Here is a 20843-nt window from a genome sequence, read left to right as displayed (position 1 = left end):
CCGTGGGGGCCCCGGTAGGGAGGGGTGGGTTTAACCCACCTCCACCCGGTTTTTCCCCCGGCGCTTAGCCTGGTAAAGGGCGTCGTCGGCCCGCTTGAGGAGGGAAAGGGGGGAATCTTCGGGACGGGCCTCAGCCACGCCTATGCTTACGGAAATCCCCTCCGCCGGGGAAACCCTTAAGGCGGCCACCGCTTGCCGGAGCCGGCTTGCCATCCGCACTGCTTGGGCCAAGGGGGTTTCCGCAAGGAGGACGGCGAACTCCTCCCCCCCGAGGCGCACCGCCCGGTCGCTTTGCCGGATGTGCTCCTCCAGGCAGCGGGCCAGGGCTTTGAGCACCCGGTCTCCCACCGGGTGGCCGTGGGTGTCGTTGATCTGCTTGAAGTTGTCCAGATCCAGGACCAAAAGGGATAGGGGCCGGCGGTAGCGCCGGACGCGGAAGAGTTCTCTTTCCAAGACGAGATCCAGGTAGCGCCGATTTCTGAGCCCGGTGAGGGGGTCGGTGTAGGCATCCAGTCGGGCCTCGAGGTAGCCCTCCTTAATCCGAACCAGCATGTAAAGAAGGCCCACATAGGCCAGGTTGGCCCCGAAGAACTGGACCAGTGCGTTGAGGTGCTCCGCGTGGAAGTGGCCGCGGAAGGCCCCCATGAGGGAGAGGAGGAAGAGGGTGAGGAGGTAAAGAAGGGCCAGGCGCACCGCCTTTTGGGTTCGGAAGAAGAGGAAGCTGCTGAAGTACACGAAGGGAACCCAGTGGGCGGCGGGGGATAGGCCCAGGGGATTTGGGGCAATAAGGAGCTGGAAGGCCAGGGTGGCGAGGAGGTACGTGGCTACGAGGGCATGGGCTAAGGGAAGAACCCAGGAGCTGGTGCGGGGAAGGCGCCATAAGGCCAAGGCCAGGAGGGAAAAACCTAAGGCCAGGAGGGGAAGGAAGAAGCGGTCCACTGGGTCCAGGCCCACGGCCCTCGAGGCGGCAAAGGCCACCAGGGCCAGAAGGGCCCCGAGGGGCAGGAGCCATAAGGCCATCCTGCGCCTTAAGGGATGCAAGGGATCCAGAAGCTCGAGGGTAGGGTGCAAGTTAGTTCCAGTATAGGGGCTTCGTGCCCGGGCCATGCCCCCAGGATGACCCCACCCTCCTTAACGGGTCCTTAACGGGCCGTCAGTCTTCCAGGTAGGTGTAGCCTTGGAGTTCCCGCATGTACCGCTCCAAGAAGGCTCCCTTTTCCACGGGGGAGAGGCGGCTTTGCCGCACCAGCCGCTCCACGCCCAGGAAGAGCTCCCGGGCGGTAAAGCCCATCTTTTCAATGACCTTTTCCGCGGTCTCCCCGGGAACGAAACGCTCTATGGCAAACCCTTCCTCGTCCACCACCACGTGGGCCTCCCCCACCTGGCCGAAGAGGTTGTGGTTGCTGCCCAACACGTCCTGGTAGCCTCCCACCAGGAAGACCCCCAGGTAGTAGTCCTCCCCCGGGCGGATGGGGTGGACAGGCAAGCTCTGGCGCACATCGTGCAGATCGATGAAGCGGTCTATCTTGCCGTCGGAGTCGCAGGAGATATCCACCAGGGTGGCCTGGCGGGTGGGGGGTTCGTGAAGGCGGCTTAGGGGGACGATGGGAAAGAGCTGGTGGATGGCCCAGGCGTCGGGAAGGCTTTGAAAGATGGAAAAGTTGCAGACCAGCTTGTCGGCCAAGAGCTTCTCCAGATCCTCAAACTCATCGGGAGCGTAGGGCAGTTCCCGCACAATGGCGTAGACCCGCCGGGCGATGTGGTAGAAGATCTCCTCCGCCAGGGCTCGGTCCCGAAGGGACACGAGCCCCAGGTCGTAAAGGGTCTGCAGGGTTTCCTTGTCGGCGAAGGCGTCGTGGTAGACCTCGCGGAAGTTCTTGGGAGAGAGGTTTTCCAGGCTCTCCCAGAGCTCCTTGACCAGGGGGTGGGCTTCCGCGGGCGGGGGGTCCGGCCGGGTTTCCCCCGGGGGGGTGATGACGTCGATGACCTTGAGGATCAAGACCTCATGGTACGCGGTCACCGCCCGGCCCGATTCCGTGACCAGGGTGGGGTGGGGTTCCCCTTGGGCCTCCACCACCTCCTTGGTCACGTAGACCAGGTCCTCAGCGTACTCGGGAAGCGTGTAGTTAGCGGAGGCATAGAAGTTGGTCTTGGAGCCGTCGTAGTCCACGGCCAAGCCCCCGCCCAGGTTCAGGTACTGGAGGGGAGCCCCCAGCTTCCTGAGCTGCACATAGGTCTGGGCTGCTTCCCGCACCGCAGCCTTGATCTTGCGGATATCCGTCACCTGGCTGCCGATGTGGGCGTGGACCATGACCAAGGTGTCCAGGAGGCCTTCTTCCTTCAGGATCTCCACCGCCCGGATGATCTCCGGGGTGGTGAAGCCGAACTTGGCGTTTTCCCCGCCGCTGGCTTCCCACTGCCCAGCCCCTTTGGCCTTCAGCTTGTAGCGGATGCCCAGCTTTGGCCGCACGCCCAGCTCCTTGGAAATGCGGATCACCCGGGGAAGCTCGGCGAACTTCTCCAGGGTGATGATCACGTTCCGGGAAAGCTTTCTTCCCATTAGGGCCAGGCGGATGAAGTCGTCGTCCTTGAAGCCGTTGGTGGTGATGAGGGCTTCCGGAGAGAGGTCCTGGGCCAGGATCAGGGCGAGTTCCGCCTTGCTTCCCGCCTCGAGGCCATAGTGGTAGGGCCTCCCTGCCTTGGCCACGGTTTCCAGCACCAGCCGGCGCTGGTTCACCTTCACGGGGTAGACCCCGCGGTAGCCCCCGCGGTACCCGTACTTTTCCATAGCCCTCCGAAAGGCCTCATTCAGTTCCCGCACCCGAGCCTCGAGGATCTGGGGAAAGCGGAGTACCAGGGGCAGGGGCCGCCCCTCGTCCCTAAGGGCTTCCACGATCTCCAAAAGGGAAGCGGCAGGCCCCTCTGGACCCAAGGGGGTTACTTCTAGCTCCCCGTTCCGCCCTACCCGGAAGAACCCCGCTCCCCAGTAGGGCACCAGGTAGATTTCCTCAGCTTCCTTGGGGGAAAAGCGCCTGGCGGTTTTCAAGCTAGCCCTCCGGGGTTGACCCATTCGGGTCAACCTCCGCCCTTGAGTGTAGGGCGGAAGGGACGGCTTGGGAAGGGGTCGGGCTCCGGTAGAGGTATCCTGCCCCTTCCTTGGGCACTTCCTCCGGATCCACCAAGTAGAGAAAAGGGCCTCCCGTTCGGTTCACCAGCGCGTAGCCCCGTTCTCTCAGAAGCGGATGCAAGGCTTCCTCGGCTTGAAAGGCAAGGGGTACCGGGCCCATCTCTTTCAGGACCTCCTCCAAAAGGTCCAGCCAGTGGACCAGTTGGGTGGGTGTCACACCCTGGGGGACTGCAATCCGCACCGCTCCCTTTTTTTCGCCGAACAGTCCAAACCGCCTTAAGAAACGCCTTAGGGTACGCCTCTCCTCCCCTGAGGGTTGGAAGGAGAAGTGCTTGTGGCCAAAGACGCTGAAGCGGAATCCCGGCGGGGCCAGGGTCCTCAAGCGGCTTATGGTCCTCTTGTCCCCCACCCGGTGCCACCAGGAGAGTTCCACCGTGGGGAAGGCCCTGGCGTAGGCTTTGAAACCCCCAGGGTAGCCCCTATACCCCCTAAGGCCTTCCAGGATCAAGCCACGCCTCCAAAAAGGCCAGCCCCATCCGGGCCATCAAGGGAGTGATGGTGTGCCCGGCTCCTTCCTCCACAAACCAGGCCAAGCGGCCTTCGGGATAGTGGGGCCTCAAGGCTCCCACGGTTTTCTCCATGCGGGAAAGGGGCACGATCAGGTCTTTGGTGCCGTGGAGATGAAGCAGGGGTACACCTCCATAGGCTTCCCCCCTCTGGGCGGGAGGGGTTTCGTAAAGGGCCAAGACCCGAGGGTCCCGTACCTCCTGACCCTGGGGGAGCTTCATGGGAAAACCGCTCCCGATGAAGGCCAGGGCCCCCTCCGCCCGGAACCCCTGGGAGAGAAGCAGGTGCACCACAAAGGCCCCCAGGCTCCCCCCCGCCAGGAAAAGGGGGAGGCCGAAGCGCTCCTTGGCCTCCTGGGCCACCTCCCTGGCTTCCTCGGCGAAGGCCAGAGCTATCTGGTACACCTCCTCTACATACCTGGGGCTTTTGGAGGAAGGGGGTGGGCCTTCCCGTTTTCCGTGCCGGGGAGCGTCAAAGGCCAGGAGGAGGAAGCCCTTTTCCGCATACCCCGGGAGGAGGGAAAGGATGTGTTCCCTCGAGCCCTGAAGCCCGTGGAGGACAAGGAGGAGGGCCCTCGGGCGCTCGGGGATGTGGGCCAGTACGCTCTGCCCCGCCAGGATGAAAGTTTCTTTCTGCATCCCGCTCTCCTCAGGTGAAAAGGCTGGACACCGACTCTCCCCGGTGGATGCGCCAGATGGCCTCGGCAAAGATGGGGGCCACGGGGAGGGTCTTGAGCTTGGGGCCTACCTTGGGGGGGCAGGTGTCGGTGGCGGCCACCTCCTTGACCGGGCTTTGGGCGATGCGCTCCAGGGCCGGACCCACATAGACCCCGTGGGTGGCTGCGGCGTAGACTTCCTTGGCGCCGGCCTGCAGGAGAGCCTCCACCGCCTCCACCAGGCTTCCGGCGGTGGAGATCTCGTCGTCCACGATCAAGGCGGTTTTCCCCTTCACCTCTCCCACCAGCATCCGGACCCGCACCTCGGTGTCGGATACCCGTTCCTTGTCGATGAAGGCCAGGGGAAGGCGGAGGCGCCGGGCTAGGGAGCTGGCCCTTTTCAGGTCGCCGGCATCCGGAGCCACCACCACGGCATTTTCCAGGTCCACCCGGGTGGCGAAGTGGTTGGCGATGACGGGCTCGGCGGAAAGGTGGTCCACGGGTACCTTGAAGAAACCGTGGACCTGGGGGGAGTGCAGGGTCATGGTGAGGACCCGGTCGGCTCCGGCGGTCTGAAGGAGGTCAGCGATGAGCCGGGCAGTGATGGAGATGCGGGGGGCGTCCTTCTTGTCGCTACGGGCGTAGGAGAAGTAGGGGATGACCGCCGTGACCCTGGCGGCGCTGGCTCCTTTGGCGGCGTCGATCATCATGAGGAGTTCCATGAGGTGGTCCTGCACCGGAGGGGTCAGGGACTGGACAATGAAGACATCCCCTTCCCTCAGGCTTTCCTCAAAGCGCACGAAGAGGTTGTCGTTGGCGAAGCGCTGGGTGGTGCTTTTGCCTAAGGGGAGACCTAAGGCCTCAGCAATGGCTTGGGCCAAGGGCTTGTTGGACTGGCCGGAAAAGATCAGGAGGGGACGGTCCATGCCGTTCCCCAAGATACCACGGGAGAGGGGTATACCCAAGTTGGCCCCGGAGGGGGCTAGGTCAGCTCCGAAGGGGCTGCTTAAAGGAGGGTAAGGGCTTCCTGCAAGGGAGTGGTGACCTCCGGACCCGTGGGGTGCAGGTAGACGTTCACCTCGGTGCGCACCCCGAAGCCAGGCAGGTAAAGCCCGGGCTCCACGGTGAAGGCGAGCCCCGGCACCAAGGGGCGGAGGTCATGGGTTTCCAGGTCATCCAGATGAGGGCCCGAGCCGTGGACCTCCTCCCCCAGGTTGTGCCCTGTGCGGTGGCGGATGTAAGGGCCGTAGCCTTCGCTTTCCAGAAGCTTCCGGGCCACCTGGTCCACCTCGAAGCCCTTGGGGTAGCGCCCTCTTTGGTAGGCCTCGGCCACGAAGCGAATGGCCTCATCCCGGGCCTTTACCACAGCTTGGAAGGCTTGATGAGCGGCCTCGGGAGGCCTTAGGCCGGCCATCCAGGTGATGTCGGCGTAGACCCCTCCTTTTTCCTTGGCCCAGAGGTCCAAAAGCACCACTTCTCCCTCCTCGAGGGCCTTCCCTGTAGGGGCATGGTGGGGGTTGGCGGCGTTTTGGCCGAAGGCCACCATGGGGGGATGGTCGAAGACCAGGCCCCGTTCCTCCAGGGCTTGGATCAAGATGGCCTGTACCGCCTGTTCCGTGGACCCAGGACTTTGGCGCAGGAAGGCTATGGCCCGGTCCCTGGCGGCCACCAGGCCCTCGGCTGCCCGGCGGTGGCTTTTGAGCTTCTCCTCCCCCCAGGTTTGGAAAAGAAGGAGCAAGGGCCAGGAGGAGGTGAGCTCGAGGCCCATCCCCCTGAGAAGGTCCAAACTGCCGCCGTCCACCCGGGACAGGTAGGGGATGAGCCCTCCTGGCACGTACTCCAAGGCGATGCGCCTTAGCCCCTCCAAAAGCCCCGAAAGGGCTTCCAGGTACCCTCGCCAGGTGTGGTAGGTGCGCCTTTTCCCGGGAAGGGGGGGAAAGAGGCTTTCCTCTATGGCGTGGCAGAGGAGCACGGGTTCTCCTTCCTGGGGGATGAGGTAGGCAAAGCGGCGGGTTAGGTGAAGGTGGGTGAGGGCAAGAACCTCGAGGGCCAAGGGATTGCTCCGGCCAAAGGAGAGGAGGAGCCAAGCATCCAGCCTCTCTTCCTTGAGGATTTCCTGCACGCGGGTGAGCTCCACGTTCCCATGCTACCGCTGTCAACCCCTTGGAACCCACCTCACCTTTTCTTACCCCTGACGTGCTACGTTAGGGGGTAGGGAGGTTTGGAAGATGGTCGAGACGCAGGAGGCGGTCATCCGCATCACCCCCTTGGCGGCGGAGAAGGCTAAGGAGATCCTGGCCCGCTACGGCAAGGAGCACGCGGCCATTCGGGTTTACGTCAAGTCTGGCGGGTGCTCGGGCTTCCAGTACGGCATGGCCGTGGACGAGAGGGAGCTCGAGGGGGATACCTTCGTGGAGATGCACGGGGTGCGCTTGGTGGTGGACCCCATGTCCCTGCCCTACCTGGTGGGCTCGGAGATCGACTGGGTGGAAAGCCTCATGGGCGGCGGGTTTACCGTGCACAACCCCAACGCCGCCAGCACCTGCGGTTGTGGCCACTCCTTCCGCACCAAGGACCAGGAAGGGGAGGCCCGCACCTGCGGCCACTGATTTCCTAATATTGAGTGCCTTTCGGGGCCCAGGTTTTGGGCCCCTTTAATGTTCTTCCCATTGACCTTCATGGGAAGCGACGTATAATAGCCTCGGCCACTAAGGATAGTGCCGCGATCACGAAAGGAGGCCGTATGAAGAAAGTAGGCAAGCTGGCTGTACTCGGTTTAACTGCTCTGGGCCTAGCCCTGGCGGGCCCCCAGGACAACAGCCTGGTCATAGGGGCTTCCCAGGAGCCCAGGGTGCTTGCGGGTGATTTCCTCAGCATCATCTCCAACCAGGCCATCAAGAGCGAGATCGAGGGGTATCTCTTCGCTCCCTTTATCGGCTTCAACGCCGACAGCCAGAACTTCCCCGTTCTGGCCACCGAAGTGCCCACCCAGCAGAACGGGCGCTTGCGGGTGACGGACATCGGCGGGGGCAAGAAGCGGCTGGAGATGGACCTCACCATCCGTCCCGATGCCCGCTGGTCCGACGGCAAGCCCATCACCACCGAGGACGTGCAGTTCTACTTTGAGGTGGGCAAGGCCAAGGGGATGCCCGTCCTGAACCCCGACTACTGGGAGCGGGTGAACCTCCGGGTCAGGGATGCTCGCAACTTCACTGTTATCTTTGAGCCCGCCTACTACTACGACACCTATGGCTCCCCCATCGGCTATGCTCCCAAGCACATCATGGGGGCAGAGTGGGAGAAGGTGAAGGCGGCGGCCCGCAACCTGGACCCCGATAAGGATGCAGAGAAGCTCAACGAGCTCTACCGCAACTTCTTCCTCAAGTTCGCCACTCCCCAGGCCCTAAACCGGGGAGCTATGGTTTACTCGGGGGCCTTCAAGCTGCGGCGCTGGGTGCCGGGGAACTCCATTGAGATGGAGCGGAACCCCCACTTCCCCATCAAGCCCGAGGGCGGGGAGAGCAGGTACGTGCAGAGGGTGGTCTACCGCTTCATCCAGAACACCAATTCCCTCCTGGTGGCGGTGATCGGCGGTTCCATCGACGCCACCTCCAGCGTTTCCCTCACCTTTGACCAAGGCCGTAGCCGCCAGCTCACCTCCCGGGCCCCTGGCCGCTTTGACATCTGGTTCGTGCCTGGGGCCATCTGGGAGCACATTGACGTCAACAAGTTTGAGAACTGCCAGGCGGTCCGCGACTTGGGCCTGAACGACGTCCGCACCCGTCGGGCCCTCCTCCACGCTCTGAACCGCGAAGGGTTGGTGAAGGCCTTCTTTGACGGCCTCCAGCCCGTGGCCCACACCTGGATCGCCCCCGTCAACCCCCTCTTCAACCCCAATGTGCGGAAGTACGAGTTTGACCTGAAGAAGGCGGAGGCGCTCTTGGCGGAGATGGGCTGGAGGAAGGGGCCGGACGGCATCCTTCAGCGCACCGTGGGTGGCCGCACCGTTCGCTTTGAGATTGAGTTCGTCACCACCGCGGGCAACGCTATCCGGGAGCGCACCCAGCAGTTCTTCGCCGAGGACCTGAAGAAGATCGGCATCGCCGTCAAGATCAATAACGCCCCCAGCGCCGTGGTCTTCGCCGACGACTACATCCAGCGGGCCAGCGAGTGCAAGTGGACGGGGCTGTTTGAGTTCGCCTGGGTGTCCAGCCTGGCCGAGGATGGCTCCCTCTTCCAGTACAGGAACCTGAATACCGGGGCCATCATGGTGCCCACCAAGGAGAACAACTACCAGGGCCAGAACATTGGCGGCTGGCGGAACGACGAGTTTGACCGCCTCACCAGCCAGGCGGTGCTGGAGTTCGACGAGGCCAAGCGGAAGCAGCTCTTCTGGAGGGCCCAGGAGATTTGGGCGGAGGAGCTTCCCGCCCTGCCCCTCTACTTCCGGGCCAACCCCTACGTGGTGCGCAAGGGCCTGGTCAACTACGTGGCCAGCGCTTACGCGGGCGGCTACGGTTACCCCGGCTGGAACGCTTGGGAGATCGGCTGGGAAAGCCGCGGCGCTGTGAAGAAGTGGGACCAGGCGAAGTACGCCCTTTCCATCAGGTAGCCTGGGTGGTATAGTGGTGCCCGCTGGGCTAAAAGCCCAGCGGGCTTTTTGAGGCTAAAAACACGGGAGGTACAAAGGTGTTTGCCTACACGGTGCGTCGGCTTTTGCAGATGATCCCCTTGCTCTTTGCGGCCAGCGTGGTGATCTACACCCTGCTGGCCCTGCAACCCGGGGATCCTTTGGAGGAACTGAAGCGGCAGAACCCCCGCATGACCGCCGAGCAGTTTGAGGCCTTGAAGCGGGCTTACGGCCTGGACCAGCCCCTCCATATCCGTTACTTCAAGTGGCTTTCCCGGGCGGTGCGGGGGGATCTTGGCTACAGCCGTACCTATGGCATCCCTGCCGCGGAGTACATTTTCGTGCAACGCTTGCCCAAGACCCTGATCCTCTCCGGCTTAGCCCTGACCCTAGCCTTGGTGGTGGCCATCCCTGTGGGCGTCTTTTCCGCCGTGCGCCAGTACTCCTTGGCGGATTACGTCATCACCTTTCTCTCCTTCGTGGGGTTTTCCATGCCTGTCTTCTTTCTGGGGATCCTGCTCCTTTACCTCTTCGCCATCTGGTTGCCCGACCACATTCCTGGCTTCCCCCGTTTCCCCACCGGGGGGGTGCCCGGGGTGCTTTGGGAGGATGTGCGCTCGGGGGCGATAAGCTTTTGGTACTTCCTAGGGCAATGGGCCTGGCACCTCATCCTTCCGGTCATCGCCCTTTCCTCCTTGCAGATGGCGGAGTGGACCCGCTTCATGCGGGCTTCCTTGCTGGAGGTGCTTTCCCAGGATTACATTCGCACCGCCCGGGCCAAGGGCTTGGCCGAGCGGGTGGTGCTCTACAAGCACGCCCTTAGGAACGCCCTGATCCCCATCGTGACCCTGGTGGGCCTGGCCATCCCCGGGGTATTGGGCGGGGCCACCATCACCGAGACCATTTTCAGCTACCCTGGCATGGGGCGGGCCATCTTTGACGCCCTGGTGGAGAAGGACTACAACGTGGCCATGGCGGCCTTGGCCTTCCTGGCCTTGATGACGGCGCTTTTCAACCTGCTGGCGGACCTGGCCTATGCGGTGGTGGACCCCCGCATCCGCTACAGCTAGAGGTGCATCATGGCAACGCAAGCTTTGAAAGCCAAGCCCCGGACCTTCTTCGGCCTTTTCTGGCGCCGCTTAAGGCGGCACAAGATGGCCATGGCCGGGTTGGTGGTCATCGTTCTCCTGATCCTCATGGCCATCTTTGCTCCCTGGATCGCCCCCTATGATCCCACTGCCCAGCCCACGGGTGAGGATGTAGGCCAGTACTACTTCAATCCCCCTTCCCGGGAGCACCTTTTGGGCACCGATGACCTGGGCCGGGATGTGCTCTCCCGCATCATCTACGGTTCCCGCATCTCCCTTTTGGTGGGCTTCGCCGTGGCCTTTTCCAGCGTCATCCTGGGTACCATCATGGGCACCCTGGCGGGGTACTATTCGGGCCGGCCCTTGCGGTTTTACCTGGGGCCCCTAAGGCGGGAGCGGGAGGGATTTTATCCCTGGAGCTTCGCCCTGTGGCGGGTTTTTTCCTGGTTCCTCTACTACGGGGTTCTGTACCTGGCCCTTTCCATCGCCTGGACCTTAGCCAGGGATGGGATCCATGCGGGAAGCGTGGGAAGCTATCTGGGCTTTGGGCTCGCCCTGGTCCTGGTGCTTTGGGCGGCCTGGTATGGGCTTAAGGGGGAGATCCGCCTGGATTTGGACGTGGCCATAAGCCGCCTCATCGACTTCATGCTCACCATTCCTACCCTGCCCCTTCTTCTGGTGCTCTCCGCCTTATTGCGCGACCCTGGGGTAAAGGTGGGGCAGTGGGCCCAGGAGCTCTTCGGCGATGCGGCCAGCGTTTTCATCATCATCACCATCCTGGTGCTTTTCGGTTGGTTGGGCACGGCCCGGCTGGTGCGGGGGAATATCCTTTCCTTGAGGGAGCAGGACTACGCCACCGCCGCCCAGGCCCTGGGGGCAAGCGATGCCAGGATCATGTTCCGGCATCTTGTGCCCAACACCTTGGCTCCCCTCATCGTGCAGGCCACCCTGCAGATCGGCGGGGCCATTTTGGTGGAAGCGGCCCTTTCCTTCCTGGGCTTTGGCATCCAGCCCCCGGTGGCCACCTGGGGCAACATGCTCACCAATGCCCAGGAGTATATCTTCACCGCTCCTTGGCTAGCCTTGCCCCCGGGGTTCATGATCTTCATCACCGTCTTGGCCTTTAACTACCTGGGGGATGGGCTTCGGGATGCTTTGGATCCGAGGAGCCGTCTCTGATGCCACCCCACCCTGGCAAAGCCAGGGTGGGGCCCCCGGTCTACCGAGGGGTTAGTTTTTCCGGGGGGTAGGCGGCCTCGAGGAAATATAACCCCTGGGGCGGCGCCGAGGGGCCCGCTTGGCTCCGGTCCTGGGTTTGCAGGATGAGCCGGATGCTATCCGGGGAGCGCTTGCCCAAGCCCACCTCGAGGAGGGTTCCCACCATCCCCCGCACCTGGCCCCTCAGAAAGCTTTGGCCCCGGAAGTAGAAGCGTAGCTCCCTACCTGCTTCCCCTTCCACCTCCTCCATGCGGGCCTCGTAAAGCTCCCTTTCCCCTGCCCGCACTTCTTCCTTGGCGAAGCCCAGGAAGCTGTGCCGGCCCGGGAGGTGGGCGAGGGCTTCCCGCACGGCGGCGAGGTCCAGGGGGTGGCGGATCCAAAGGGCCCGGTGGCGGAGGAGGGGGGAGGGGTGGGGCCTCAGGAGGATGCGGTAAAGGTAAGCCCGCCAAAGGGCGTCCTTGCGGGCATGGAAGTCTGGGGCCACCTCCTTGGCGGCGATCACCTTCAGGTCCTCAGGGAGAAGGCGGTTCAGGGCCTCGGGGATCCTTTCCGTGGGAATCCTGCTTAAGAGGTCAAAGTGGAAGGGCATGGCCAGGGCATGCACCCCAGCGTCGGTGCGGCCTGCGGCCACCGCTTTGGGCAGGGCCCCGATTTCCGGCAAAATCCTTTCCAGCTCGCCCTGCACGGTGCGCAGGCCCGGTCGCTGGCGCTGAAGCCCAGCGAAATGGGTGCCGTCGTACTCGGTGAGGATCAGGATGCGGCGCACGGGCCCAGCTTAATCCGCACCCACCGGGGCCTTGGAGGAATGCCCCTCGAGGGCCACGCCCTTTCCCACCACCTTGAGCCGCACCCGGTCCCCCACGCGGAAGGGGCTTTCCGGTCCCTCCTGCACCAGGATCTCCTTCTCCGGGGAGAAGAGGCGCACCCGGTAGGTGAGGTCGTGCCCCTTGAACTCCCGGGCCAGCACCTGTCCCAGGGCGCCCTCCGGGGTTTCGGGGGGAAGAAGCCTTAGGGCCTCGGGGCGCAGGGAGAGGAGAAGGGGTCCGTGGGCGGGCTCCGCCAGGGGCACAGGGCCCAGGCAGGTCTCCGCATACCGGCCGAATCCCTCCCCCGGAAGCAGGTTGGTGCGCCCCAGAAACTGGGCCACAAAGGGGGTCTTGGGCTTGAGGTAGACCTCCTCGGGGGTACCCACCTGCTCTAGCCTTCCTCCCCGCATCACCCCCAGGCGGTCAGCGAAGGAGAGGGCCTCCTCCTGGTCGTGGGTGACCAGGAGGGCGGTGGTGCCCGTTTCCTTGAGGATCTTGCGCACTTCCTCCCGGGTGCTGGCCTTGAGGCTGGCGTCCAGGCTGGAAAAGGGTTCGTCCAAGAGGACCAGCTTCGGCCCCGGGGCCAGGGCCCGGGCCAGGGCGATGCGCTGCTGCTGCCCTCCGGAAAGCTCCCCGGGCTTGCGGTCCTGGAAGAGGGTCATGCCCACCCGCTCCAGGGCCTTCTTGGCTTTCTCGTAGCGGTCTTTCCCCTTAAGGCCGAAGGCCACGTTGCCCAAGGCGGTGAGGTGGGGGAAAAGGGCATAGTCCTGGAAGACAAAACCGATGCCCCGCTTTTCCGGGGGCAGGGAGGTGATCTCCTTGCCCTCCAGGAAAATCCGCCCTGCCTCCGGGTTTTCCAACCCGGCCACTACCCTCAAGAGGGTGGTCTTGCCGCAGCCCGAGGGCCCCAAAAGGGCCAGGATCTCCCCGGGGTAGACCTCGAGGTCGATTCCCTTAAGCACCTCGAGCTCCCCGAAGCGCTTGACGATGCCTTCCAGGATTAGAAGCGGCGCTCGCTCCAAAGCAACACCCCCACAAAGGCCGCCGAGAGGAGGGCGATGGCTAGGGCAAAGGGGGCGGCCTCGGCGAACATGGCTTCCTGAGTGTAGCCGAAAACCTGGGTGGAAAGGGTGCTGTACCCCATGGGAGCGAGGAGGAGGGTGATGGGAAGCTCCTTCACCGCCCCGATGAAGGCCAAGGCCCCTCCCGCCACCGCTCCTCGCCAGAGGAGGGGAAAGGTGACGCGGAAGAAGGCCCGCGCCGGGGTGTCCCCCAGGGTCCTCGCTGCTTCCTCGAGGCGCCTTGGCACCTGGTAAAGCGCCCCCCGCACCGGCCCCAGGCCCTCGGCCAGGAAGTGGAAGGCCAAAACCAGGATGAGGAGGGGTAGGGTGCCGTAGAGGAAGGGGAGGCCTTTCAAGCTGAAGAAGATCCAGGCCAGGGCAAAGGCCAAAGGGGGAACGGTGTAGCCCAGATAGCCCAGCCTTTCCAGGAAGCGGGAGGCCGGTGAGGGGTAGCGCACCGCCAGGTAGGCGATGGGCATGGCCATGCCCACGGCCAGGAGGGAGGCGGGGATGGCGGCCATGGCGGAGTGGGAGAGGGCTTCCCAAAGCCCGGTGAGGTGTTCCCGGGGAAAGCGGCTTGCCAGGTGGAAAAGGGCGTAGAGGGGGAGGACCAGGGCCAGGAGGACGGGGAGGAGGAGTAGGAGGTACGCCCAGGGGGTGAACCTGCCCAGGCGCACGGGCCTAGCCTTTTTCCCGCTGCCCTTTCCCGTACGGGCCAGGCTAAGGCGGCGAAGGAAGGTACCTTCCAAAAGGAGAAGCCCTCCAGTAAAGAGGAGGAGGAAAAGGGCCAGCCAGGCGGCGTACACCCGGTCAAAGGCGGCGCTGTACTGAAGGTAAATGGCGTAGGAGAAGGTTTCGTAGCGAAGGAGGCTCACGGTGCCGAAGTCTCCCAGGACGTGGAGGCCCACCACCAGGTAACCCGAAAGGAGGGCGGGGAGGAGCTGGGGAAAGACCACTTGGAAAAAGGCTCTTAAGGGTCCCACGCCCAGGGTTCGGGCGGCTTCCTCCAAGCTGGGGTCCAGCCCCAAAAAAGCAGCCCGCAAACCCAGAAAGAGGTAGGGGTAGGTGATGAGGGAGAGGACCAAAAGCGCCCCCCAGTACCCCTCGAGGCGCGGCAGGGGGAGGATTCCCCCGGGCCCCGTGGCCGAAAGGATCACGTAGGCCCCCACGTAGCCGGGGATGGCCAGGGGCAGGGTGAGGAGGATGGAGAAGAGGCGCTTCCCCTTGAGGTCGGTGCGGGTGGTGAGGAAGGCCAGGGGCAGGGCGATGAGGGTGGTGAAAAGGAGGACCCCGAAGAGGAGGGAAAGGGTGTTCTTCACCAGCTCCAGGTTCTTGGGACGGAGGAGGATATCCCGAAGGGTTTCAGGATCGGCCTCCAGGGCCCTTAAGGCTAGGTAGAGGAGGGGAAGGGCCACCCCGCCCCCCGTGAGGAGGGCGGGCACCAGGAAGGGCAGGAGCCCGGGAAGTTGGTGGAGCCTTCTTGCGCTGGTCATCCTCAGCTTTGGCGCTCGCCCCCGGATCCGGGGGGGAGGGGGTAGTCCTAGAGAATCCCCAGTTCCCTTAGGAGCCTTAGGGCCTGGTCCAGGGGGAGCTTCTCAAAGTCCAGCTTGGGGCTTTTCGCCAGGGCCTCCTCGAGGGGCAGGAGGTGGGCATCGGCCACCACTCCCTTCACCAAGGGGTATTCCCCCACCGTGCCCGCGAAGTACTGCTGCCCCTTCGGGGAAAGCAGGTAGGTGAGGAAGCGGTTTGCGGCCACCAGGTTCTTGGAGGTCTTGAGGATGCCCGCTCCCGTGACCAAGGCCAGGTTGCCGGGGTCCCCGTCCTTAAAGTAGTGCAGCCCCAGGTTGTACCCGGCCCGGCGGAAGCGCACCACGTAGTAATGGTTGGTGGAGCCGAGGTCGATCTCCCCGGCGCGGATGGCGTCCAGCATGGCCGGGTTGGAGGCGTAGCCCTTGGGGTTTAGGGCCTTCATGGCGGAAAGCCACTCCCGGGTTCTGCCTTCCCCGTAGAGGGCGATCATCCCCGCCACCATGTCCTGGAAGCTGGAGTAGGTGGGGGTCCAGCCCACCCGGCCCACCAGGTCCTTTTCCTGGGCGAAGCGGGGGAGGTCCAGGATGCTCGCGGGAAGCTCTTCCGGCTTAAGCTTCTGGGGGTTATAGGCCAGCACCCTCAGGCGCAGGGTCACCGGCACCCAGGCCTTGGAGGCGGGCACGAAGGCCAGGGGTTGCCTGAGGAGGGTGTCCCCCAGAGGTCTTAAGAGCCCTTTGCTTGCCGCCTGGCCCAGGGCGCCCGCGGTGTTGGCCCAGAAGACATCCGCCGGGGAACGGCTTCCTTCCTCCTGCAAGGCCGCCAGGATCTGGGCGTCGGTGCCGTAGCGCACCTGGACCCGGATACCCGTTTCCGTCTGGAACTGCTTCACCAAGGGTTCCACCAAGCTCTGCCCCCGCCCGGAGTAGATGGTTAGGGTCTGCTGCTGGGCGAAGGCCAGTCCTAAAGCCGCAAGGCCGATCAGGGTAGCGAACCTTCTAAGCTGCATCTCGCCTCCTTCCTGCATCCCCAGGGGTTCCCCGGGGCGAGGGCGCCCTCTGCCTGGGGACTTTACCCCAAGGGGGGATTAAAGTCAAGTATTCCGGTCGGATTTTGTAAGTTTAGAAGTGATAATCACTTGCAGCCAGGGGAACACCCCCACGAGATCCTGCGGCCAGAAGGGGGTTTCCCCGGTATACACCAGGGGTACGGGGTTTCGGGTGTGCTTGGGGTGCCAGGGCTCCTCGGCGTTTCCGTGGTCGGAGGTGAGGAGGAGGGTGCCTCCTTCCTCCAGAAAGCCCTTCAGGAACAGGGAAAGCTCGCGGAAGCGATCGGGAAGGGTATCCGGATGGCGGTGGGCGGCCAGGTCCAGGGCCCAGTACTCCAGGACCACCAGGTCGAAACTTCGGGTCAAGGCCGCCATTTTGGCCCCCACCCCGTAGGGATCCTCCCAGAAGGCAGGGGGGAGTGCCAGGGGGTGGCCTAAGGGCAGAAGGGGGTAGCCTGCCAGGAGGGCCGCCTGGGCGAAGGCGGAAAGCATAAGCCTCCTTCCCCCCGTGGCCCGCTTCAGGTATTCCGGGCGGTAGGCGTTGGCGTGCAGGACCCTGAGGCCGGCCTCTTTGGCCCAGGCGTAAAGGCTTTGCCGAAGAAGGGGCCTGAGCCTGGGGCTCGGGAAAGGCCCCTGGTGGTGGCCTAAGAGCCTAGCGGCGTTGACCCCGGTGAGGAGCGTGGTTTGGCCCGTACCCGACTGGGGCAGGCCCTCCACCCCCAAGGTGGCGTCCAGGGCCTTGGGAGAGAGTTCCAAAAGAAGGGGGAAGAGGCCCTGCAAGGCCTCCCCTAGGCCCAGGCCGTCCACAAAGAGGAAGAGCACGCTTATAGTGTGCGCCACTCATCCCCCTTCGTCAAACCAGAGGGGCATGGGGAAGAAAGTGCCTTTTCTCACCGGGCCTTCCCGGAGGTTCTGGGTATCCTGGCACTGGAGGTAAGTCTATGCCGGTAAGAAAGGCCAATGCGGTATGGGAGGGAGGTTTGCGGAGCGGCAAGGGGTTGATGCGGCTGCAAAGCCAGACCTTTGAAGGGCCCTATTCCTTCCCCTCCCGCTTTGAGGAGGGGCCGGGAACCAACCCCGAGGAGCTCATCGCCGCTGCCCATGCGGGGTGCTTCTCCATGGCCCTGGCGGCCTCGCTGGAACGGGAGGGGTTTCCCCCCAAGCGGGTTTCCACCGAGGCCCGGGTGCACCTGGAGATGGTGGAGGGAAAGGCCACCATCACGCGGATTGAGCTCGTTACCGAGGTGGAGGTGCCAGGGATAACCCCGGAGAAGTTCCAGGAAATCGCCCAGGCGGCCAAGGAAGGGTGCCCGGTTTCCCGGGCCCTGGGGGCAGTGAGGGAGATTACCCTCGAGGCCCGCTTGGCCTAACCTTCCCCCTTCCAGAGGAGCCGGCCGCAGGAGGGGCAGCGCACCAGCTGCCCCTGTACCACTTTTTGCGCCACGTGGGTGGGCAGGACCACGTTGCACCCTTCGCAACGGAAGACCTGGCCCTGGCGGTGCATGCGGGCGATACCGGTGCCCTTGCGGGCCCGGCGAATGGCCTCGTACTCCTTCAGGACAGGGGCAGGGATGGCCTGGGCCATGAGGGAGCGCTCCTCCAGCCTGACGGCGATCTCGGCTTTTAGGGCCTCCACCCTTACCCGGTTGGCCTCCAAGAGTTCTTCCAGGCGGGGCTTTAAAGCCGCCAGCTGGGCTTCCACCTCCTGGATCTCGTTTTCCAGGTTCTCCATGGCCTCCATGATGGGGGTGGAAAGCTCCAGGAGCTCTTTGATGCGGTCCTTGATCTGCTGGATGCGGTTCTCGTACTGGGTCTGCTCGCGGGCGCTTTGGGCCTGGCGCTGTTCAGCCTCCGCCTGTTTTTCCTTGGCGGTGAGGTCCTCGATGTCCAAGCTGTGGCGGTGGTACTCCTTGCGGAGCTCTGCCTGGCGCTCCAGGAGGTCGGCAAGCCGGTCTTCCAGGGCCTCCACCTGGGCCTTCACGGAAACCAGGTCCTCGGGGAGGGTTTCCGCCTCCTTTTGCAATCGGTCTATCTCCAGGTCCTTTTCCTGCAGGTCATAAAGAGCCTTGAGCGCCTCAAGCTGTCCCCTGTGGGGAGCATCCGCCCCGTTCACGTTTCCCATTCTAACCCTAGGAGGAAGGGGTTGGTCTTGGCCTCGAGGGCCAGGGTAGTGCTGGGCCCATGCCCCGGGTAGACCTCCGTTTGTGGGGGCAGGGTGAGGAGGCGCTTTAAGGAGCGGAAAAGGTCCTCCCGGTTTGCCCCTGGCAGGTCGTAGCGGCCGATGCTTCCTTTGAAGAGGAGATCCCCGGAAAGGACCCGGGGGGGTTCCCCGGCCTCGCCGGGATGGATGAAGGCCACATGGCCGGGGCTATGGCCGGGAAGGTGCCAGACGGTGAAGCCGTAAAGGACCTGCCCCTCTTCCAGAGGCTCTACCGGGAGGGGAGGGTCGGGGATGGCAAGGCCCCACATGCGGGCCGCCTCCGCCGCATGCCGATAAAGGGGAAGGTCCAAGGGGTGGAGGAAGACCGGCAGGGACAGGGCCTTCACCAAGGGGGCCACCGCTCCCACGTGGTCGAAGTGGGCGTGGGTGAGGAGGATGGCCTTGGGCGTTAACCCCGTGGACTCCAAAAGGGCCAGAATCCTTTCCACCTCGTCCCCGGGGTCTATGAGCACCGCCCCCTCCTTCCCCTCCACCAGGTAGGTGTTTTCCTGGAGAGGGCCCACGCTCAGGCAATAGACCCTCATGGCTCGGTGGGAAGGCCCTCCCCTAACCACTCGTGCATGGAGCCCAGGTAGTTCCTGGCCCGCACCCCGAGGCTTCTCAGCACGAAGAAGGCCACGGCGCTCCGGGCCCCGGAGTGGCAGTAGACCCCCACCTCCTGTCCCGGCTCCAGGCCAAGCCGCTTTAGCACCTTATCCGGCTCCAGGAAGAGCTCCAGGGGAGCATTCCGGCTCCCCGGGATCCGTCCTCCCTTAGGGCAGCAGGGGGGATGGACCTTACCTTGGTGCTCCTCGGGGCTTCGCACATCCAAAAGAAGGGGGTGCCTGGCCGCTTCGTCTGCGGTGAGGAGCCAGTCTCGCCTGAGGCGGGCTATGGTGTCCGAGCGCTCGGGCTTGGGCTCTTCCCGTTCGGTGGCGTAGGGTTCCCAACCCTCCGTCCAAAGCTCCACCTCTAGCCCCCCAAGGCCCAGGAAGAAGGCCGTGCGGCAAAGGCGGCTGGTGAGCCCCTCATCGTAGAGGACCACCGGGCTTCTTAATCCAAGTTCCTGGAACAGGTCGGTGAGGCCGGCCTCGAGAGCCTTGAGCTCCGCCTCTTCCCGCAGGCGGAGCCTGGGGGCGGAAAGGTCCAGGTGGCGGGCGCCTGGCAGGTGGCCTGCCTCGTAGGCAGCCCTGGGCCGGGTGTCCACCAAGACGGCTTCAGGAGGGATCTCCATGCCCTTGATTATAGAGGGCGCAAGGGTAGGCGTGAAAGCATAAACGTACTTGACAAAGATACGCGCAGGTGATATAAGTGGAAAAGGAGGTGATAGGTATGGCCCTGGTTCGTAGGGATGTGCGCCCTGCGGAGATTACCCCCTTCCGCACCTGGGGTCCTTTCTCCCTGCTGGAGGAGGCCAACCGGCTCTTTGAGGAAGTTCTGGGCGACTTCGTTCGGCCCGTGGCCACCTACGTGGCTCCGGCCGACCTCTACGAGACCGACGAGGCCTTGGTCCTGGAGATGGCGGTGCCGGGCCTGGCTCCCGAGGACCTGGAGGTGAGCCTCGAGGGGAGCAAGCTCACCGTACGGGGCCAGGTGAAGCCCGCCGAGGAGGTTAAGGTGCGCCGCTATTACCTGCAGGAGATCCCCCACGGCTCCTTCGTGCGCACCTTCACCCTCCCCGTGGAGGTGGATGCCTCCCAGGCCAAGGCGGAGTTCCGCCACGGGATCCTGCGCCTCACCCTGCCCAAGGTGGCCGAGGCCCGGGCCAAGCGGATCCCCATCGAGGTGGTCCAGTAAGCCCGGAAGCTCCTTCCCCCCGGGGACGTTCCCCGGGGGGTTTACACTTTCTTTAGAGCCTCGGCAAGGCGCTTCAGGGCTTCCTCCAGCACCTCGGGGTAGGTGGCGAAGTTGAGGCGCACGTAGCGGTCGTATCCTTCCCCGAAGTTTTCCCCGGGGTTCAGGGCCACCCGGGCCTCCTTGAGGAAGAAGGAGGCCGCCTGGGGAATGGGGGTTTTGAACCAGGCCAGGTAGGTGCCCTCCGGAGCGAAGTGCCCGAGGCCCACCTCCTTGGCCCAGGCCGCCACCCGGTCGCGGTTGGCCCTAAGCCGGGCTAGGGTTTCCCGAAGCCAGGGTCCAGCCTCCAGCAGGGCGGCCTTCCAGGCGGCCATGGCCAACACGTTGGGGAAGGTGTGGGGCAGGTGGCGCTTGAAGGCCTCCACCAGGGGCCTAGGCCCCACCACCGCCCCTATGGGCAGTCCAGCCAGGTTATAAGCCTTTCCCGGACCCAGCAGGGTGAGGGTGCGCTCGGGGAGGAAGCGGGCCAGGGGCACGTGGGGCTTCTCGTAGGTCAAAGGGGCGTGGAGCTCATCGGAAACCACGATGAGGTCGTGCTTGCGGGCGATGGCGGCCAGGGCGGAAAGCTCCTCCTCGCTGTAGACCCTTCCCGTGGGGTTTTGCGGGTGGCAGAAGAGGAGGAGCCTGCTGGCATAGGCCAGGCGCTCCAGGCCCTCGAGGTCCAGCCTGTACCCCTCCTCTGTTTCCCGTAAGGGGTTGGCCAGAACCGTGCGCCTTTGCTGGCGGATGGCGGCCAGAAACGGGGGGTATACGGGGACCTGGGTCAAGACCCCCTGCCCGGGTGCGGTGAAGGCGGCCACCGCCCCGTAGAGCCCCACCACCACCCCGGGCATGAAGGCCACCTCCCCTTCTAAGCCCGTTTGTTCCAGGATGAGGGCCTTGAGTTCCGGGTCCCCATCCCGTGGCGGGTAGCCCAAAAAGCCCTCGGCCCTTTCCCGTATGGCCCTCTGGATGGGCTCGGCCACGGGGAAGTCCATGTCCGCCACCCAAAGGGGCAGGACGTCCTCAGGGTAGGTGCCCCACTTCAACGAGTCCTTGCGGGGGGGAAGCACCATGGGCTTA

Annotated in this window: 21 protein-coding genes; 6 read left to right on the top strand and 15 right to left on the bottom strand. The window is 64.3% G+C overall.

Annotation, left to right across the window (positions count from 1 at the left end; translation table 11 throughout):
- Positions 1-30: 30 nt before the first annotated feature.
- From G584_RS0107925 to G584_RS0107900, 6 genes are all read right to left on the bottom strand, one after another.
- Entirely contained in the window at positions 31-1107 is a 1077-nt protein-coding gene (locus G584_RS0107925) for a GGDEF domain-containing protein (protein ID WP_028494148.1), read from the bottom strand.
- Positions 1108-1153: 46 nt separating this feature from the next.
- Entirely contained in the window at positions 1154-3046 is a 1893-nt protein-coding gene (speA, locus tag G584_RS0107920) for a biosynthetic arginine decarboxylase (RefSeq protein WP_028494147.1), read from the bottom strand.
- A 1-nt stretch (position 3047) separates the two neighbouring features.
- Positions 3048-3635, bottom strand: coding sequence for a DUF72 domain-containing protein (locus G584_RS0107915; RefSeq protein WP_028494146.1), 588 nt, complete (start codon positions 3633-3635; stop codon positions 3048-3050).
- Positions 3616-4332, bottom strand: coding sequence for an alpha/beta hydrolase (locus G584_RS0107910; RefSeq protein WP_028494145.1), 717 nt, complete (start codon positions 4330-4332; stop codon positions 3616-3618). The genes G584_RS0107915 and G584_RS0107910 overlap by 20 nt, the downstream gene beginning before the upstream one ends.
- Positions 4333-4342: 10 nt before the next feature.
- On the bottom strand, positions 4343-5275 hold the full coding sequence (locus G584_RS0107905) for a ribose-phosphate diphosphokinase (RefSeq protein ID WP_028494144.1): 933 nt from the start codon (positions 5273-5275) through the stop codon (positions 4343-4345).
- An 80-nt stretch (positions 5276-5355) separates the two neighbouring features.
- On the bottom strand, positions 5356-6486 hold the full coding sequence (locus G584_RS0107900; protein ID WP_028494143.1) for a M24 family metallopeptidase: 1131 nt from the start codon (positions 6484-6486) through the stop codon (positions 5356-5358).
- A gap of 91 nt (positions 6487-6577) precedes the next feature.
- On the opposite strand from G584_RS0107900, the gene erpA reads away from it, so the two are divergent.
- The 4 genes from erpA (at position 6578) to G584_RS0107880 (ending at position 11246) form a co-directional block, all read left to right on the top strand.
- Positions 6578-6958 carry an iron-sulfur cluster insertion protein ErpA gene (erpA, locus tag G584_RS0107895; protein ID WP_028494142.1) on the top strand — a complete coding sequence of 127 codons (381 nt, stop codon included), beginning with the start codon at positions 6578-6580 and terminating at the stop codon, positions 6956-6958.
- 134 nt (positions 6959-7092) lie between these two features.
- Complete coding sequence (locus tag G584_RS0107890; RefSeq protein ID WP_028494141.1) at positions 7093-8961, top strand: peptide ABC transporter substrate-binding protein; 1869 nt, start codon at positions 7093-7095, stop codon at positions 8959-8961.
- A 77-nt stretch (positions 8962-9038) separates the two neighbouring features.
- Positions 9039-10049 (top strand): ABC transporter permease, encoded by a 1011-nt coding sequence (locus tag G584_RS0107885; RefSeq protein WP_028494140.1) that lies wholly within the window; start codon positions 9039-9041, stop codon positions 10047-10049.
- A gap of 9 nt (positions 10050-10058) precedes the next feature.
- Positions 10059-11246, top strand: coding sequence for an ABC transporter permease (locus G584_RS0107880; RefSeq protein ID WP_028494139.1), 1188 nt, complete (start codon positions 10059-10061; stop codon positions 11244-11246).
- A gap of 40 nt (positions 11247-11286) precedes the next feature.
- On the opposite strand, the gene truA is transcribed toward G584_RS0107880, so the two are convergent.
- The 5 genes from truA to G584_RS0107855 form a co-directional block, all read right to left on the bottom strand.
- Complete coding sequence (truA, locus tag G584_RS0107875; protein ID WP_028494138.1) at positions 11287-12051, bottom strand: tRNA pseudouridine(38-40) synthase TruA; 765 nt, start codon at positions 12049-12051, stop codon at positions 11287-11289.
- A 9-nt stretch (positions 12052-12060) separates the two neighbouring features.
- Positions 12061-13113 carry an ABC transporter ATP-binding protein gene (locus G584_RS0107870; RefSeq protein ID WP_028494137.1) on the bottom strand — a complete coding sequence of 351 codons (1053 nt, stop codon included), beginning with the start codon at positions 13111-13113 and terminating at the stop codon, positions 12061-12063.
- Entirely contained in the window at positions 13092-14645 is a 1554-nt protein-coding gene (locus G584_RS0107865; RefSeq protein WP_028494136.1) for an ABC transporter permease, read from the bottom strand. The genes G584_RS0107870 and G584_RS0107865 overlap by 22 nt, the downstream gene beginning before the upstream one ends.
- Before the next feature lie 47 nt (positions 14646-14692).
- Positions 14693-15688, bottom strand: coding sequence for an iron ABC transporter substrate-binding protein (locus G584_RS0107860; RefSeq protein WP_028494135.1), 996 nt, complete (start codon positions 15686-15688; stop codon positions 14693-14695).
- Positions 15689-15772: 84 nt separating this feature from the next.
- On the bottom strand, positions 15773-16549 hold the full coding sequence (locus G584_RS0107855; protein ID WP_028494134.1) for a metalloenzyme: 777 nt from the start codon (positions 16547-16549) through the stop codon (positions 15773-15775).
- Between the two features lie 119 nt (positions 16550-16668).
- On the opposite strand from G584_RS0107855, the gene G584_RS0107850 reads away from it, so the two are divergent.
- A complete protein-coding gene (locus G584_RS0107850; protein WP_028494133.1) occupies positions 16669-17097 on the top strand; it encodes an OsmC family protein in 429 nt (142 codons plus the stop codon).
- Here G584_RS0107850 and G584_RS0107845 read toward each other — a convergent pair.
- The 3 genes from G584_RS0107845 to G584_RS0107835 are packed head-to-tail and all read right to left on the bottom strand — an operon-like array spanning position 17094 to position 19161.
- Complete coding sequence (locus tag G584_RS0107845; protein WP_028494132.1) at positions 17094-17849, bottom strand: zinc ribbon domain-containing protein; 756 nt, start codon at positions 17847-17849, stop codon at positions 17094-17096. The two genes, G584_RS0107850 and G584_RS0107845, sit on opposite strands and share 4 nt — an antisense overlap.
- Complete coding sequence (locus G584_RS0107840) at positions 17837-18472, bottom strand: MBL fold metallo-hydrolase (RefSeq protein ID WP_028494131.1); 636 nt, start codon at positions 18470-18472, stop codon at positions 17837-17839. The genes G584_RS0107845 and G584_RS0107840 overlap by 13 nt, the downstream gene beginning before the upstream one ends.
- Complete coding sequence (locus G584_RS0107835) at positions 18469-19161, bottom strand: sulfurtransferase (protein ID WP_028494130.1); 693 nt, start codon at positions 19159-19161, stop codon at positions 18469-18471. The genes G584_RS0107840 and G584_RS0107835 overlap by 4 nt, the downstream gene beginning before the upstream one ends.
- A gap of 98 nt (positions 19162-19259) precedes the next feature.
- Between G584_RS0107835 and G584_RS0107830 the strand changes: the two genes are divergently transcribed.
- The gene (locus G584_RS0107830; protein WP_028494129.1) at positions 19260-19724 is read left to right on the top strand and encodes an Hsp20/alpha crystallin family protein; all 465 of its coding nucleotides are present in this window, start codon (positions 19260-19262) and stop codon (positions 19722-19724) included.
- A gap of 41 nt (positions 19725-19765) precedes the next feature.
- On the opposite strand, the gene G584_RS0107825 is transcribed toward G584_RS0107830, so the two are convergent.
- The gene (locus tag G584_RS0107825) at positions 19766-20836 is read right to left on the bottom strand and encodes a cystathionine beta-lyase (RefSeq protein ID WP_028494128.1); all 1071 of its coding nucleotides are present in this window, start codon (positions 20834-20836) and stop codon (positions 19766-19768) included.
- Positions 20837-20843: the final 7 nt, after the last annotated feature.

The sequence above is a fragment of the Thermus antranikianii DSM 12462 genome (assembly GCF_000423905.1).
GTDB classification, from domain to species: Bacteria; Deinococcota; Deinococci; order Deinococcales; family Thermaceae; genus Thermus; species Thermus antranikianii.
This window is presented reverse-complemented; position numbering and strand designations above follow the sequence as displayed.